Genomic DNA, 15400 nt, shown 5'->3' with positions numbered 1-15400 from the left:
ACTTTAAAGAATAGGCAGATGCTCGGCTGTCCTTTGGGTCGTTATGGGATTTCCTTCGGGATGTATTCGGTACAGATTGCAGACAGCTTCGACACAGCCTCGGCTGCTGTTCGGGAATTGTTCGGGTGCTGCTCGGCTGGGAGTCGAAGCCCAGTCGAAGAGTTGCCGAAGCTCACCCGAAGGAGCGTCGAACATGTCCCCTAGCTGTGTCGGAGCAGAGCCGAACGACAGCCACAGCGTTTCCGAACCACTGCCGAAGCATACCTACCTCAAGGAACTGAGTTCGCTAGCTTGCTGAAAATTAAAAAGGAGCCGAAAGGCCCCTCATTGACAATTAGCTAAATCCGCCCCCTCCGCCTACTCTCGTCCAGTTGCTGGTGTAAATCCGACAGGTAATAATAGTGCCGCTTGCCCAGCTTCCTCGGCTTGAGCTTTCCTTCACGGACCAGCCGGTAATACTTCGATTCTGAAATACCCAATTTGTCGAGCACATCGGCGATATCAAGCATATGATCCAGGTTGGTGGCTGTATCTTTTGTTTCAACAGGAAGCTTATTCATCTCTTCCGCTATATGCTTCAATATCGCTTGCAGTAAGGAGGTTATGACCTCCAAAAGGTCACATATGCGATTCATTAAATTTAACATAACCATGCTATTAGAAATGCTGGTTGCCGAAACGAGCCTATCGTCCAATTGGGATTGAACCGGGAGCCCCACTACCACAGCGTTAAACAATACATCCATTTTATGCCAGATCAAATTCTTCTTCCAGTGTCCTTTCATCCAGCGTCTTTACTATTCCCCAAAAATCTTTTAAGTTTTTGCTGAGATCACGCGAGGGTGTGACTAGCATCCTAAGTTTATCTTCTGGCAACCATCGTTGCAGTTTTTCTTTAATTTCAGCATTCAATTCCAGCTTTGTAGGCTGATCTACTGGCACACGAAAGTATAACATATTGACGTATACCTTGGCCCTTATTTTCACTAACCAGGGATTTTCACGTAGCACTTTTGTCGTCACATCTATCCGACAAAACTTACCGTCATGCAAATAGACATCAGCCGTACGTTGTTCTTTATAGATAATCACCGCGTTCAGACATTTTATTGTTGTACCGTCTGTCGGTTTTTCATCCTCCCATTTCCGCAAGAGATATACCATCAATGCTAGCCGGTCCCGATCGCGCTGCCATAGACTGAACAGTGTTGCCTGGGATTCTGCTTTTGTCAAAGACGAGAGATCCAGCGTTGTCGTCTGGCCATTATCCCAGGAGAGCTGCCTTGGGCTTTTAACCAGCTGTTCGGTCACATGTTCACGGGCATCTTGATTTTCACAAGTTCCGGATCCCCCTTCCAATAAAAGTAGCGCCTGATGTTGATCCGTCTGGAATTTCGGTGCCCGTAGATGAATCGTCATCTGTCCAAAGGGTAGCCAGTCCAGCAATACCCATTTTGGAAACCGATGTACAAACAGTATATATGCGGCGACGATAGGAAAGAAAAACCAAAAATCTGTTGTCAGATACCATCGCGAAAGCAATATTAATCCTGGTCTGTCAGGCAGCAATACCTCCAGCACAACTCCGTGAAGAGCCAGGATAACACAGGACGAGAAGACTATATAAATTATAAAATTTAGTTTGGTATTTCTACTGAACCGCTTCCGGAGTACCAAAGCCGTATGCATATAGCTGATCAGCATCGCGTAGACCAACAGCAGCAAAACCGTTCCGATCCATACCGCCATAAAGCGCTTGCTATGGATACGGTCAGCCATCTTGCTACCCGCGGAACCTAAATTTATGATCAAAGAAAAGATGAAGCAAAAAAAAATATATAGGGAATAAAAAAATATTCGATCCCATCGACCTGATACAATTTTTAATAAAGACGAAAACAAACTTTTTCGTTGATTTAATTTATCCGATCGCATCATGCTTACAAATGGGTTAGGTAATAGGCTTTACAAAAAGAACTTATCTCAAATTTACAAAATTTCTTCAAAATAACACTTATTGCTCTATGAAACATTCCGTCAAAATATACGGAATCCTGTCATATCTGATCGAAACACTTGTTTTCCGTGGTTCTAGCCGATTTATTTGTGGTTTTACATAACAGCAAAAATATGAAAAGAACATTTGACCAAGCAGGTGTTAACGACCTGCAACAAGTTGTATTGACTGCCAATTATGCCGACCGTCTTGCTATGATCAACTTTGTCATGAGTGACTTTGAAGGCTTTATGCTGGCCTATTTTGATCTCCGTCTCAGCCAGATTCAATATCTGAACACCATGTCGCTCGCACTCAAAACCGAACTTAGCATCGGGATTGCTGATAGTTGGAACAACAATCTAGCGGTTGATTTTCAAAAAGAAAGCAGCTCAGTTGATGAGGACGAGGATACACCCAAGGATATCATCCTTTCACGATACAATTCATCCAGTGATTTACCTGTTGCGAACAGCTTGTTGCCGACAGGTTATTTTTCTATCCGCATTGTTTATCGGAATGCAGCACGTAGCTGATCCACGTTTCCCCGAAACAGACGTGGCATATTCCCCAAAATTAACAGCTATATGCAGACCGAATCATTCAGGTTGATAGAAGCAGAAATGGATTTTGTGAGCAAGAGTACGCTCACAAAATCCTTTCATCAGCGGCTACCCGATAGCCGAACCAGACTGCTCTGCAATCAACAAATTAGCATCTTTGAGGAGTATCTAGAGACAGGAAATCTGGAGAGCTATTGCTACCAACTGGAGGTGAGCAGTGCAACAACAATTCGCTTTGACATACGCAGCCCGCAGACACACCTGCTCTACCATCTCGCAGGGCGTGCTCCGATCCATTACAACCAGCCACAGGTCGATGTCGAATTTATTTTTCGTCCCCAACATGGCGCATTTTTTTATGCCCCTGAGACGATAATTGCGCTAAAATTCGAACCTGGAAAGTATCATATTCAAGGATTTACCCTCCCGCTAGATCTGCTGCACATCGGTGGTGTGCCTGGCTTTGAGTATCTAGCCAGCCTTATCGCTGCACACAAAGGCAAACTCGCACAGTACCGTGTCAGTCTTGATTTTGCGGCTATGGAGCAAACACGACGGACATTCTCCGAACTTACGGAAGAGCTCAATAAAAAGCCCCTGATCCCTAAAAGCATTATCCTCCATACGATTCAGGATCTGCTCCTTTTGAGCAAAAATAAGATGTTGAAAGCCGCAGGGCTGCTCAACCACCAAGATCTTTTGGTCGAACAGGCGCGGGAACTGATCAGTAAGCGCATCGCTGAAACCGAGGAAATGACATGGATAAAAGATATCGCTGACAGTCTACATATACAAGAAGATCAGCTCAATAGATACCATATGCAACGCTATGGAGAAACCCTGTTGCAACACCGTAATCGAGAATTGCTAAAAAAGGCAAAACACTTACTTTGTCAGGATTTACGCGTACACCTTGTGTCAGACTTATGTGGCTTTGGCCAAATTTCAAGTTTCAGCCGGTTTTTCAAAAGTGAGAGCGGACTGTCTCCAAAAAAGTTCCAATATCAAATGCGCCCTCCAAAAGACAGCAGTTAGCAAGTAGATTCGCGGGTTTTGTCAAATCATCCAACGGACTGTGTCAAATTTTGCGCCCCGGCTGTATCTAACTTTGAATTATGAACCATACACCCCTAGGACTGGGTGAATTTATAAACAGAAAAGTATGATCAAGCAAGAGCATATACAGCGTACAGAACGAGTCAGGATGCATTCTTTAAACGAGAAACCATTCGCCGCGGATTTGAGAACCCCGCATCGGCCATGGCCTTCACAGTTGGTGCAGCGAACGTATGCTGGCTTGGCCAAGATAAAGCTTTTGCGTCAAGCAACCTGCTGCTGTGCCGGCCCTGTACGCGACCGGCATGGACGCAGGTTTACCACATTCCCGTGTGTCGGTACGGTATAGCAATAATCAAAAAGGACTGGCACAGTGCGGCGTTTCGACCAGCTCCGGCAGAATCTGTGACACCGGATACATCTTGGGTGTAGCTGATTAATGAACAAGAATTGACTAATTAGAATTTTGCATTATGGCATGGTTTCAATTAAATGCAGGAGGTAATCCGACAAATCCGTCGCATTACAATAGTGTTACGACACCTTCCTGTAGTGGATCAACCAAGATTTGTGCTGTCAATGCTACCGACAATGGTAGTGGACAACCAGACTTAACAGATTCATTAAAAAATGAAATGATTGTAGCGCTTCAAAATAATAGTCCTTCCTCAAACGTAAGATTGAGAAGTACTCCATAAGAATGCTGCATAACAAGAAGCAATTTATTTTAGGATAAATATGCTGTAAATAAAGCGGGGGAAATAATCCCCCGCTTCTGTTTTTGGGATCTTAATAGATTTATCTCTTAGACACCACCAGCACTTCCATCTCCCGCTCTCCTTCAACAAATTTTAGCCCCTGACCCTGCATCTGTTTATTGAGCTCTTCCAGGTTAGTAAAATCGCCCAGTTTGATCCGATCTTTTTTATTCACCTCATCATAGACTGGCGGAAATAAGCCACTATAGTCTACTAAAAATGTCAATACACCGGTCCCCTCCATGCCCTGTCGTCCATCATTCGGATCAGCGGCAGCGCGAAGGCCTGTCTCATCCTCCTGAAGAATCAGGCAAGGTATTCTCCGTTTTTCAAAGCGAACATCCAAACCCAAGAAAAGATTTAAATCATTTATTACTGCATGCGTCATTAATACACTATCCATCGGTATCGAACTCTTCCGCTCGTAGCAAATTCCATATTGCGTAAGCCATTTTTGAATCCCGCCTGTATTTTCGGGGTAATCCAACACATCCCTATTTACGTTATCCCAGATGATACGGTTACTTCCCAAAAGGTATGTCGGCTTTTTGATACGGCTCAACAGGGCCTTATAGGTCCGTAAGATACCATTGTTGGAAAGTGTAATTTTTGTTGTACCAGCACTTGTCTTCGTTTCCTGGATACCTTCCCATTGTGGCCAGTCTTCTGAATAGCCCTTGAGTACAACCGAAGCAATCCCATCGCTGGCATTGTTTTTCACATCAGAGAGCTGCATATAATCATCTTTCAGGGAAGCCTTTATATGATCTTTACGCAGCAGTTCGTTTATTCCATCTACCGTTATAAAATCACTAAAGGTAACAGCACGGACGATACCATTCTTTACGACGGCCACATGGGGGACTCCAGCATGCGGAAATAGCGCTTTGAGCTGTTTGTCATTTATAATCGTCGGCAGGATGGCGTCCTTTTCTTTCAGAAACTTGTTGTTCTGGTAAAATTTTTCGATGGTTGCCCTATCCTGCCAGGTGACCATATAAATTTGCACTTCAGCTCCCAGCTTCTTTTGTAAGGCTTTGAGCTTGGGCATACTTTCGATACAGCTGACGCAATAGGTATCGAAGAAATCATAGATTACAACCGACGGTTTTTTACTCAGCTCCATCGTGCTGCCGATCAACTCAACTTTATTTAGCTTTGGCATTTTGTCATTTATCTTTAAGCCTCTACTCTGCCCAAATGCATTGTTTAAATGCAATAACACCATTATGGAAAACAAAACTACTTTCATTATATTTCTTTTCATTACTTCTTGATTTATATTATTTTAGAAACTCACTATTAAATATATAATACCCGTTTAATCACGGGCATTCTGCGTCATACCCGACTCTTGGATGGCTACTTGGGGAATCAATATTGCAAACTTTTTACTACCAGGCTTCAGCGTATATGACTTTCCATCTAGCATCCTTGTCAGTGTCTGCGCAGAGCTTGCCTCTTGATTGAGCCTTTTTAGATCTGCCCAGCGCAGCCCTCTAAAAATTAACTCTTTCCGCCGCTCTAGCAGCACCTCATTTAGCAGCGCGGTTGCATTGGCACTTTCGAAAGGACTTATACTACCCGCCTTATAGCGAACTGATCTGAATGTATTTAGGTCGTCGGTTGCCAGATCAAGCTGGCCGAGGCGTGCGGCAGCTTCTGCCCTTGTCAAATACATCTCGGCCGTTGTGAGGCCCACGAATATTCCCGATAGTGAATTATCGTACGAACCTTTGAACACCATCCCATTGCCCGTCTGTCTGAAAAAGAGGCCTCGTCGCAGATCATTTGTCGCATAGCTCCTAAAGAGCGCCGTATCCGCAAGTGCATAGCTATGCCCCAAGGCATAGCTGGAAGAACTCGTTGCCGGAAAGAGTACCTCAGCATTGAATCTTGCAAACGGCAGGCTGGCAGCAGCATTGAGACTATTATAGTTTAACAGCACAGGCTGCAGGGCTAGCGCAGAATCTGCATATTGAAATGCCCGCTCATTATCTTGCATGCTCAAATAAAGTCTGGCCAAGCCAGCGTAGGCTGCTGCCCTGCCGGGCAAACCTTTATTTTCTGCCTGTAGAGGCAGATCACGTGCTGCGAGTGTATAATCTTTTATAATCTGAAGACAGGTTTCATAGAGCGAAGCCCTTACCGAGCGCTCCCCCAGGTTCGGCGAAAGCTTTATCGGCAAGCCGAGGGCTTCTGGCGCAGTGTCCTTGTCGTAAGGCGGTGTAAACACCTGCATCAACTGCTGCATAGCAAATGCCCGATAGAAATGCGCGCCCGCATTACATATCTTCCATCGATCACCTGAATGATCCGTGATCTCCGCCAATACCGATATAACCTGATTCGCTTGGTAAATAGCTTTATAGGGGCCCTGCCACTGGTTAGTCGATACAATCGGTTCATCCGACCATATGTATACATTACGTTCGTCAATATCAGAAATAGCCTTCCATGAGGATGAAGTCAGGTAATAGTTGTCCGCAGCCACTTCTCCATAACTGGGATACTTGGTATTCATGGTGCTGTAATCATTGAGCAGCAGCTCACAGTCTTCCAATGTCTTGGGGATAACCATTTTGGCGTCGGGCTTTAAATCCAAATAGTTGTTACAGCTCGATAGCAGCAAGAATGAGGAAACCATCCATTTAAATAATCTCTTAAACATATTCCTTTAATTATATATTTTACAATATGTTATGAACAAAAAAATATTCAATACGCGATTTTTTGTTTCTAAAACTTTAAGTTAACACCGATTGAAACGGCCAAGGGGTCAGGGCTGCTCCTGCCAAATTCAGGATCTATTCCCAACTTATTAGCCCGCCATAGTGTAGCGATATTTGCCATATAGGCGTATACCGAAGCACTTTTATATTTAAGTCGTTGCAGCGATGGTAAATGATAGGTTAGCTGAATATCCCTCAATTTGATGATCCCTGCATTTTCTACGAGTGGCGAAGATGCTTCGTAAAAGTAATCTGCATAATAATTTGCAGGATATGTAAATACCGGTACATCAGTAAAAGCTTCATCTCCCGGTTTCTGCCATCTTTTTGCATAATCTGCATGGCCTACGCGATCTGAGATCAGCCTGGTATTATTCAATGTACTTCGCATAAATACGTGCCCGAGCTGAAAAGCAATATTGAACGAGCATTCCACCGGACCCCAGCTCAAATTATTACGTAAAGAGCCAAAGTAGACGGGCATTGCCGTACCATGATTATCCAGGTCAAATACCGTCGTATTGTTAAAGATCTGGCTATAATCCTTCGAAATCTCACCATTTACGTAACCTCTAGCTTCCCCTGTTTCGGGGTCAAGGCCGGCCCATTTGTAGGCGTATACGGTATACAGGTCCGCCCCCTCTACGGGCGTCATCAAATTGCCAAATGCTCCACCGATAAAGTTGGAGGCCGTCGGATTAGCGATGTATGACTTAGCCACTTTGGTCCGGTTGTAGGCGAATACAAGATTAGAAGACCATTGCCAGTAATTCTTTTTGATATTGACCGAATTAATGGAAATATCTACTCCTCTGCCATGCAGATCGGCACTATTGACAACGAGGCTATTAAAACCAGATGTCGGGTCTATGCGGGAAGAGGCGATCAGATCTTTTGGCCTTTTATCATAATATTCCATTGCTCCGCTCAGCCGATTATGGAAAAAAGCAAAGTCCAGCCCCAGGTTCAATGTACCGACCCTTTCCCACCGTAGACGGGGATTAGGCGGCGATTGCATGGTAGCATAGGGTTGCCCAGTGATAAAGTGTGGTGTTGTCTGAATATTGATTATCGGATAAGCCGAGGTATTATTATTCACATTGCCATTATACCCATAGGTAGCACGCAGTTTGAGGTAGTCAGTCGTTTTTAACCCTATAAATGATTCTTTTGACATCACCCATGCTAGTCCGGCAGACCAAAAAGGCTGTCCTTTACTATTGGATTTCACCCCAAAGAGGTTTGAACCATCCTTCCTAAAACTCCCTGAGAGCACATACCGATCCAAATACGTGTAAGCAAGGTTGCTGTAGTACGAGCGATACCGATTGGTCAATTTAGTAAGCACATTATAGTCCGGTATGGTCAACTCTCCTGCCATCCCATTCAGATAAGGATAATTGCGCGTATAATCGACGTTGACATAGGCATAAGTCTCGGGGTTAAAACCATAATAGGCATTTGATGAAGCACGTTCAACATTTTGCCTAACCTCGGCTCCTGCGATCATATTCAGCCGATGCCTACCTGCAAAGCTCCGATCAAATGAAAGCAGTGCCCTACCCTGATGTGCCTGGCCTAAATGATTGAACGGCTGATAAAAATCACCTACTGGCACCGCAAAGTTTACCTTTTCGTCATCCCAAGAAGCATAATAATTGATCATCTCGCGCATGCTGATGCTGTTTTTACTTCTGTAGGTTTCTTCAAGACCATTATTATTCCGATAGCTGTAATAGAGCGAAGCCCGCAATCCAGCTATGATTTCATAGTTTAGATTAAAGTCGAGTACCACCTCTTTGTTTGTCCGCCGGTTATACGTTTCATTTAATTCAGCTAACGGTCTATAATTCCAGTCCAGGAGCCGACCTCCGGCGACAGTATCCCGGAACATCGGATTCATGCCTACGGTCTCAACCTGTAGGGGCTTACCGTTCTGATCTGCTAGTTGCATGTAGGGATAGTTGCCAAAACCATTACCCAGGCTATTATATTCCAATGGCGCATCACTCTTTCGGTTTCTATTCTCAACGTACTGAATTGCCAATTGCATATCCACCGTTTTAGATGGACGATAGACGTGACTACTCCTCAGCGAAATCCGATCATTGCCGTAAGTCACCACTCCACCTTTATTTTTGTCAAAACCTATAGAAAATAAAGAGGCTACTTTAGCACTTCCCCCACTGAGTTGGACGTTGTATTGCTGCTTTACTGCATTTCGATATATGTATTTATCAAAATCATTCCGCATATCGCTGTTGCGCAGCCGATCGATCTGTGCAGTAGCTTCCTGTTCCGTAAGATTTCCTTGCTGCTGTTTTCGAAGGATCTGTACCGCGGGGCTAAAATTATTCCAGATATCGTTAAACATCCAGTCATAGTAACCCTGATCGAAAAGAGTTTTTTCTACATCAATAAAATCCGAAGAATTCATCTGCGGTTGATAGTATAGATCAGGTTTGGCAGCTATTGTCAGATTCGAATTCAAAGACAATTCAAAAGGACGTTCGAGCACACCTTTCTTGGAGGTGATTACGATAACGCCATTTCCAGACTGTGCTCCCCAGATTGAAGCGGCTGCAGCATCTTTGAGCACGGTGATGTTCTCAATATCATTGGGGTTGATATTATTAAAGTCACCCTGATAAGGCATCCCATCGAGCACGATCAAGGGCCAACGATTGGGGCCGATTGTGCTATTCCCACGGATGTAAATATTTGGATAATTGCCGCGCCCGGCTGCAAATGTCTTGACGGAGGTAATACTAGGTACAACATCCTCCAGCCTGCTTATAAAATCTGTGGAAACCTTGCGATTGAGTAGCTTGTTGTCCACAAACTCAAAACTCCCAGTCGCCCTTTCTTTCGGAATCTTTTGGTAACCCGTAGAAACTATTTCCACCTCTTCCAATTGATTCTCTATCGGTATCAATTTCACTTGCAACGATACCCCAGCAACATAAGCCAGTTCTAATCGCCTGAAACCCATGTGGGAGAATGCAACTGTGCCTTTAGAATTGGAAACTGCTAACGAAAAGGAACCATCATTTTTGGACGAAGCCCTACCCTTTTCACCTTGCAACTGGATGGACACCCCTTGGATGGGTTTTCCGTCTACCCCCGATAAGACCTTACCACTGATAGATAACAGCCCTTCCGCCCCGCTGTCCTTGCGGGGCGTCTGAGCTGATAAACTAAACATATGAAAACTGAACATCATAAGGAACAGGATTAGAATTGTCCTTATGCTAAACATTCCCTTTACACTCTTTGGCATCGGCACAGGGGTACATGCCGACATCATCTGCCTCAAGCTATATACTATACAATCGAAGGGGTGCTTTTTACCCCACGTAAATGGTACTTTTTTAAAATTATTATTTGCGGCATCCTTTATAGCTGCCAGATATGCTACCTTATCCAATAAGGCAGCCATCAGATTTGATCTGTGTTTCATCTGCTTATTGTTAAAGGTTAGTCTGTAATTCGTCCAAAAAACTCATGGATCCGCTTGGTGATCTCCAGCTCATCCAAACTAAAACCTGTTGTTTCTGCGTCTGAAAAATCTAATTTGCTCATGTCCACATAGTCTTTATGCACGTGGAAATAAGCAATCAGTACAGCTAATAGGTCGAAGCCGAACACATGCTTTTGGCAGAGTTCTATTAGATTTTCATTAGGCCAGCGGTCTGCTGACTTTTTAAGTAGTAAAGAAATGGTATTCTGGATGGTACGGATATCATACTTTTTCCAAAAATCAGCAATCTTATCCGTGGGATCATAGTTCTGATCGTGTACTTGATATATGGCTAGCTCTAGCGCTAGCACATTTGAATATTTTTGGTTCATTTTATAGGTTCAATAAAGATGACTGTAACCCCCGCTCAATATTGTAAAAAAGAGCATAGCTTCCCCAATTGCAATTTTTTCGCATTAAAAAGGGTTGTCATTTGCAGTATTTTTTAAATACTGCTTATCCAACAAGAAAAAATTAACAGATCCGCAAAGCGCCCTCAAATTGGTTACAAGTCATCATTAGGGGTTATTATGGCGCTCCCTCTCGGAAAGAAATAAAAACCCGACCTACTTAGTATAGAATAACAATACACAATTATAGTATTTAATTTTGTTGTTTAGAAATAAAAGTGCTACATTTAAGGTGTTCAAAGTCTCGTAAGAGCAATTTTATTAATTACACAAAATTAAAGGGTGTAGTGTTATGAATACAGATCGGGAAAACCTAGTCTAAGGGCCTTTCTAGTGTTTACCTGTTCGGCACGAACTATTTTGCGAATGCCGCTATCCCCTATTTTGGTTTTATATGGCTTAACTAATTATTCTGGAGCGCGGATAATCTTGCTTATTAAAATCGAATTGGAAAATTCAGGGCTCACCTCCTTGAGGTAAGTTCGGTGTTTTTGGTGGTTTTTGAATCGTTTTTTCATAATCCATTTTGGTTATAAAAACGATGACACTTTAAGGCTATTGGAGAAGGTTGCTTGTTAAAATCAACGGAGCGAACTTCCAAGCTTTGCACGTGGCGCCGTCAAGAGCCTCTAAGACCAAAGTCCTAGTTCCACAAAGTCTGACAGAAAGTTCGCTCCAATGAAATGTATGCAAAGATACAAAAATCAATGGAAAGCGAACCCCGTGCCAACCTACGTGGAAAATTTGACGGCTTTCGTGCGTAAGTGACAATCGTTCGTGTAGGGATTTCCCCTACCCTGTTTCGCATGTTACAATACAAATGTAATAATAAATATATAAAATTCAAATTTTTCGATTAATTAAAATGGATAAATCTGTACCTATTTACAATGCTCTAAATGAGTTCGTAAAGATACTTTTAAAGTATATGAAAAAATTCGGGCTGGAGACTGTTGATATAGCGTTTCTTTCCTCAACTAATAGATCGAATATCGACAATTTGGTAAATCTTAAAGGAAGTTTGGAATTACCGAGGATGGAAGCTATTGCTCAATCATTTAATTTACATCATTACCAATTTAGTAATCCAACACAAGAAATTCCTAACTATAGTTCTCTTCCCGAGAGGACGCAAAAAAGAATAGAATATAGAAAGAAAAGAGGTACTTATGTTCCAGAATCAAAAAACTCGTCGACAATAAATGATAAAATCACAATAGTGCTTTCTTTTTATAACCAAAACGATGAGTTTCTAACCGAAAATATTGTTGAGAAAATAAATACTGTAGATGCTGATTCAACCTCTGACACTACAATTATAGGAGATAGACTTGCTAAATCTTTTACTACATATGTGAAGAAGACAAATAAACCTTTTAATGAGAAATCTGGAAGAGGTCCTAAACCATTATTCTATAAAATATTATCTGCAGTCGACGCTGATGATCTTAAAAATGCTATCAATGTTTTAGGGGATTATTGGTTTGAAAACTGCTCTAAACTTTTTAGCCAAGAAAAGGAGATTGAGAATAATGGCCAATAGAACTATAATTTTTGGAGAAATTCCTAATATTCCAGAAGGCCATTGGTTTGAAGGTAGAAGGGAAATGATGCCGACGAGCTTTCATCGTAACTGGGCAGCTGGAATTGATGGAAATGGTAATGAAGGCACTGCTGCAATCGTCTTGTCTGGTGGATATGAGGATGATGAAGACAACGGTGAAGAAATCATCTATACTGGCGCTGGTGGAAACGACCCGAATACGAGTAAGCAAGTCAAAGACCAATCATGGAAAACGCCTGGTAATGCTGGCCTACGAAAAAGCCTGGATGAAGGCCTACCGGTTAGAGTTATTAGAGGATATACCCATAAATCTGCTTACTCTCCTGAAAAAGGATATACCTATGGGGGATTGTATAGTGTCGTCGATGCTTGGGAAGAAGTCGGAAAAAGCGGTTTTAAAATCTGTCGCTTTAAACTCCTTTATATAGGAACTAGCGAACTAAAGAAGACAGCTGAAAAGGTCGAGCTAAAGATTTCTAACGAAGCTACCAAAAGAAAAGTAGGTTCTATCGTAAGAATCATAAGAGATACTAAAATAGCGCATGACATTAAAAAGCTATATGATTTTAAATGTCAGGTATGTCAGTTTGCTTTGCCTACCAAATCAGGCCATTATGCCGAAGGCGCACATATTAAACCTCTGGGAACACCGCATAATGGACATGATAGTTCAGATAATATCCTCTGCCTTTGTCCTAATCATCACGTGATGTTCGATCGTGGTAGTTTCTCGATTAAGGATGATCTAGAATTAATTGGGGAGATTTCAGGTATGTTGTTTCGACATCCCTCCCACAAGTTAAATAATAAGAATCTTAAATATCATAGAGAATCACATGGCTATCATTAAAGTTGTTTGCGGGATTATATTCAAAGATAATCTTGTCTTGATTTGTCGACGGAAACCAGAAAAATCTTTAGGTGGCTATTGGGAATTTCCTGGAGGTAAGGTGGAGGAAGCAGAGTCTCACGAAGATTCGCTAAAACGCGAATTAATGGAAGAACTTAATTTAAACGTGAATATTAAAAAGCACTTTTTTAATACAGTTCACCATTATGAAAAGATCACAATTGAATTGATCTCTTTCATTTGTGAAACCGAAAATATAGCTACAGAGTCTACCGATCATGATCAGCTTGAGTGGGTAAAGGTTGATGATCTATTAAACTGGAAGCTTGCACCCGCAGATATTCCGATTGTGAAAGCTTTGATTGAAGAATTTAAAGGCTAGAGATCGCAAACAGTTTTAGAAATAATCCAAAACACTAGATATAAAAACGTCCAAAATGATATTTAAAGATTTCTCAGAAAATGAGCTCTACCTATTCATGAATGGCAAACTAATCTACAAACGATGGTTGGACACGGGCGTGTCAAAAGTGTTCGACGTAATGGCATATGACAAATATACCCTTGTCAGCATAAAAGAGCTTGGAAATGAAAATGGATTGTTTATAGTCAAGGCAAGAATAAAGCTAATACCTACTGAAGATGGTGGCCGAAAAACAGGTATCATCTCAGGTTATCGACCCAATCACGTTTTTGAATATACGTCAGAAGGTAAATTACAGCGGACTTACATAGGTGATATAAATTTTGAAGGTGAGGATCTAATGCCTGGTGAAGAAAGGATTGCTACTGTTCGCTTTCTCCTTATAAAAGAGCTAGAACAATATTTGACAAAAGGCCGTAAATGGTGGCTACATGAAGGACCTAAAATTATTGGAGAAGCAGAAGTGTTATAAAGGATAAAGAGAAAATTAGCACATAACATGTCTACAAAATTCCAGATTAACGATCCCAGTCTCGAATCACAATGGCGAGCGATTATACTGTTTGGCAAAAACTCGGCAACATATAAATTTGCCTTTGCCAAGGCAATGATCGAGCTACTGCCTTCTGGCAAATCGTCGTTGTCATTGGAAGATTTAGCAACGCCCTTCTCCAAGAATATTGTTGATCATTTACGGAAAAGTGATAAACAAGGTAATTCTTCTTCTAGCAAATTCTTAAATGCTTGTCGCGATTTTATTGCTGGTCGTATCAATGAAGATCAGTTGATCCAAACGACAATTAAATTCGGTTTTGTTAATGTGGTCGATGCCTTTCAAAATGTAAATGGCGACATTATCAAAGATCCTTTTTATCAAAAGAACTATGCTGACGGCAGAAAAGAGATCATTCTTACCGATAATATCTTTAAATTAAAGGAGGCGCTACAATTTATAAATTTGGAGCAAGAAGTTGATGCAAGATGGAATCTGGTCGAAACGGCTTGGAACCTCCAAATAAATCCCAACCTATTAGAAGTCAAACACGATTCTGTAAAACAGGAATTGTTTGTTGATTCATTTATGCGTCGTATTGATATTACTTCTGTAAGAGATGCATTAAACGGATACCAAAAAGGCAAATGCTTCTACTCCTACCAAGATATATTTGTTAATAAAGGATCGGACAACATCTGTGAAGTGGATCACTTTCTACCGCATCTTAATAAAAAAGCTCATACAGCCGAGGAAGCAAATATCAATGGCATCTGGAATTTGGTTTTAGCTGATCCAAAAATCAACAGTGATAAAAGTGCAAGGGTACCACATCGCCAGTACTTAGAACGGTTGTATAATCGAAATGAGTTTTACATAGAAAGTAAACATCCTCTTGCAGAAACAATTATAAATCAAACAGGCAAGACAAAAGAAAAAAGACGTATCTTTCTGCAAGCGCAGTATAACCTAGCACTCTCCTATTCCATTCACGAATGGGAACCTTGGATTGAACTGCCAGGAAATTTTTAGCC

The 15400-nt window shown here is 41.9% G+C and carries 15 protein-coding genes; 9 read left to right on the top strand and 6 right to left on the bottom strand.

What is annotated here, in order from left to right; all coding sequences use genetic code 11:
- Positions 1-338: 338 nt before the first annotated feature.
- Together B3600_RS23495 and B3600_RS23490 are read right to left on the bottom strand one after the other, a co-directional pair.
- Positions 339-785, bottom strand: a complete 447-nt coding sequence (locus tag B3600_RS23495) for a helix-turn-helix transcriptional regulator (RefSeq protein WP_286754618.1) — start codon at positions 783-785, stop codon at positions 339-341.
- Positions 748-1779, bottom strand: coding sequence for a hypothetical protein (locus B3600_RS23490; protein ID WP_286754617.1), 1032 nt, complete (start codon positions 1777-1779; stop codon positions 748-750). Before B3600_RS23490 ends, B3600_RS23495 begins: the two co-directional genes overlap by 38 nt.
- 351 nt (positions 1780-2130) lie before the next feature.
- On the opposite strand from B3600_RS23490, the gene B3600_RS23485 reads away from it, so the two are divergent.
- The 4 genes from B3600_RS23485 to B3600_RS23470 all read left to right on the top strand — a co-directional run bounded on the left by B3600_RS23485 (position 2131) and on the right by B3600_RS23470 (position 4313).
- On the top strand, positions 2131-2532 hold the full coding sequence (locus B3600_RS23485) for a hypothetical protein (protein WP_286754616.1): 402 nt from the start codon (positions 2131-2133) through the stop codon (positions 2530-2532).
- Between the two features lie 51 nt (positions 2533-2583).
- Positions 2584-3594, top strand: a complete 1011-nt coding sequence (locus tag B3600_RS23480) for a helix-turn-helix domain-containing protein (RefSeq protein WP_286754615.1) — start codon at positions 2584-2586, stop codon at positions 3592-3594.
- A 326-nt stretch (positions 3595-3920) separates the two neighbouring features.
- Complete coding sequence (locus B3600_RS23475) at positions 3921-4055, top strand: hypothetical protein (RefSeq protein ID WP_286754614.1); 135 nt, start codon at positions 3921-3923, stop codon at positions 4053-4055.
- 33 nt (positions 4056-4088) lie between these two features.
- Entirely contained in the window at positions 4089-4313 is a 225-nt protein-coding gene (locus tag B3600_RS23470) for a hypothetical protein (RefSeq protein ID WP_286754613.1), read from the top strand.
- Between the two features lie 100 nt (positions 4314-4413).
- Here B3600_RS23470 and B3600_RS23465 read toward each other — a convergent pair whose 3' ends face one another.
- The 4 genes from B3600_RS23465 to B3600_RS23450 all read right to left on the bottom strand — a co-directional run bounded on the left by B3600_RS23465 (position 4414) and on the right by B3600_RS23450 (position 10957).
- The gene (locus B3600_RS23465) at positions 4414-5640 is read right to left on the bottom strand and encodes a TlpA family protein disulfide reductase (RefSeq protein ID WP_286754612.1); all 1227 of its coding nucleotides are present in this window, start codon (positions 5638-5640) and stop codon (positions 4414-4416) included.
- Between the two features lie 54 nt (positions 5641-5694).
- Positions 5695-7044 carry a RagB/SusD family nutrient uptake outer membrane protein gene (locus B3600_RS23460; RefSeq protein ID WP_286754611.1) on the bottom strand — a complete coding sequence of 450 codons (1350 nt, stop codon included), beginning with the start codon at positions 7042-7044 and terminating at the stop codon, positions 5695-5697.
- A 68-nt stretch (positions 7045-7112) separates the two neighbouring features.
- Positions 7113-10565 carry a SusC/RagA family TonB-linked outer membrane protein gene (locus B3600_RS23455; RefSeq protein WP_286754610.1) on the bottom strand — a complete coding sequence of 1151 codons (3453 nt, stop codon included), beginning with the start codon at positions 10563-10565 and terminating at the stop codon, positions 7113-7115.
- Between the two features lie 17 nt (positions 10566-10582).
- On the bottom strand, positions 10583-10957 hold the full coding sequence (locus tag B3600_RS23450) for a hypothetical protein (RefSeq protein ID WP_286754609.1): 375 nt from the start codon (positions 10955-10957) through the stop codon (positions 10583-10585).
- A 1006-nt stretch (positions 10958-11963) separates the two neighbouring features.
- Between B3600_RS23450 and B3600_RS23445 the strand changes: the two genes are divergently transcribed.
- Genes B3600_RS23445 through B3600_RS23425 form a run of 5 tightly spaced genes read left to right on the top strand, consistent with a single transcriptional unit; the run spans position 11964 to position 15398 of the window.
- On the top strand, positions 11964-12578 hold the full coding sequence (locus tag B3600_RS23445) for a hypothetical protein (protein WP_286754608.1): 615 nt from the start codon (positions 11964-11966) through the stop codon (positions 12576-12578).
- Entirely contained in the window at positions 12568-13449 is an 882-nt protein-coding gene (locus B3600_RS23440) for a YDG/SRA domain-containing protein (protein WP_286754607.1), read from the top strand. The genes B3600_RS23445 and B3600_RS23440 overlap by 11 nt, the downstream gene beginning before the upstream one ends.
- Entirely contained in the window at positions 13436-13831 is a 396-nt protein-coding gene (locus B3600_RS23435; protein WP_286754606.1) for a (deoxy)nucleoside triphosphate pyrophosphohydrolase, read from the top strand. Before B3600_RS23440 ends, B3600_RS23435 begins: the two co-directional genes overlap by 14 nt.
- A 55-nt stretch (positions 13832-13886) precedes the next feature.
- Positions 13887-14345 (top strand): hypothetical protein, encoded by a 459-nt coding sequence (locus tag B3600_RS23430; protein ID WP_286754605.1) that lies wholly within the window; start codon positions 13887-13889, stop codon positions 14343-14345.
- 27 nt (positions 14346-14372) lie between these two features.
- Positions 14373-15398, top strand: coding sequence for an HNH endonuclease domain-containing protein (locus B3600_RS23425; protein ID WP_286754604.1), 1026 nt, complete (start codon positions 14373-14375; stop codon positions 15396-15398).
- The last annotated feature ends 2 nt before the right edge of the window (positions 15399-15400 follow it).

The sequence above is a fragment of the Sphingobacterium sp. UBA2480 genome (genome assembly GCF_002341965.1).
In the GTDB taxonomy this organism is placed as follows: Bacteria; Bacteroidota; Bacteroidia; order Sphingobacteriales; family Sphingobacteriaceae; genus Sphingobacterium; species Sphingobacterium multivorum.
This window is presented reverse-complemented; position numbering and strand designations above follow the sequence as displayed.

Excerpts from the sequence above, each read along its gene's own strand:
- B3600_RS23495 (WP_286754618.1), bottom strand. The coding sequence starts at position 785 with ATGAAAGGACACTGGAAGAAGAATTTGATCTGGCATAAAATGGATGTA.
- B3600_RS23490 (WP_286754617.1), bottom strand. The coding sequence starts at position 1,779 with ATGGCTGACCGTATCCATAGCAAGCGCTTTATGGCGGTATGGATCGGA.
- B3600_RS23485 (WP_286754616.1), top strand. The coding sequence starts at position 2,131 with ATGAAAAGAACATTTGACCAAGCAGGTGTTAACGACCTGCAACAAGTT.
- B3600_RS23480 (WP_286754615.1), top strand. The coding sequence starts at position 2,584 with ATGCAGACCGAATCATTCAGGTTGATAGAAGCAGAAATGGATTTTGTG.
- B3600_RS23475 (WP_286754614.1), top strand. The coding sequence starts at position 3,921 with ATGGACGCAGGTTTACCACATTCCCGTGTGTCGGTACGGTATAGCAAT.
- B3600_RS23470 (WP_286754613.1), top strand. The coding sequence starts at position 4,089 with ATGGCATGGTTTCAATTAAATGCAGGAGGTAATCCGACAAATCCGTCG.
- B3600_RS23465 (WP_286754612.1), bottom strand. The coding sequence starts at position 5,640 with ATGAAAAGAAATATAATGAAAGTAGTTTTGTTTTCCATAATGGTGTTA.
- B3600_RS23460 (WP_286754611.1), bottom strand. The coding sequence starts at position 7,044 with ATGTTTAAGAGATTATTTAAATGGATGGTTTCCTCATTCTTGCTGCTA.
- B3600_RS23455 (WP_286754610.1), bottom strand. The coding sequence starts at position 10,565 with ATGAAACACAGATCAAATCTGATGGCTGCCTTATTGGATAAGGTAGCA.
- B3600_RS23450 (WP_286754609.1), bottom strand. The coding sequence starts at position 10,957 with ATGAACCAAAAATATTCAAATGTGCTAGCGCTAGAGCTAGCCATATAT.
- B3600_RS23445 (WP_286754608.1), top strand. The coding sequence starts at position 11,964 with ATGAAAAAATTCGGGCTGGAGACTGTTGATATAGCGTTTCTTTCCTCA.
- B3600_RS23440 (WP_286754607.1), top strand. The coding sequence starts at position 12,568 with ATGGCCAATAGAACTATAATTTTTGGAGAAATTCCTAATATTCCAGAA.
- B3600_RS23435 (WP_286754606.1), top strand. The coding sequence starts at position 13,436 with ATGGCTATCATTAAAGTTGTTTGCGGGATTATATTCAAAGATAATCTT.
- B3600_RS23430 (WP_286754605.1), top strand. The coding sequence starts at position 13,887 with ATGATATTTAAAGATTTCTCAGAAAATGAGCTCTACCTATTCATGAAT.
- B3600_RS23425 (WP_286754604.1), top strand. The coding sequence starts at position 14,373 with ATGTCTACAAAATTCCAGATTAACGATCCCAGTCTCGAATCACAATGG.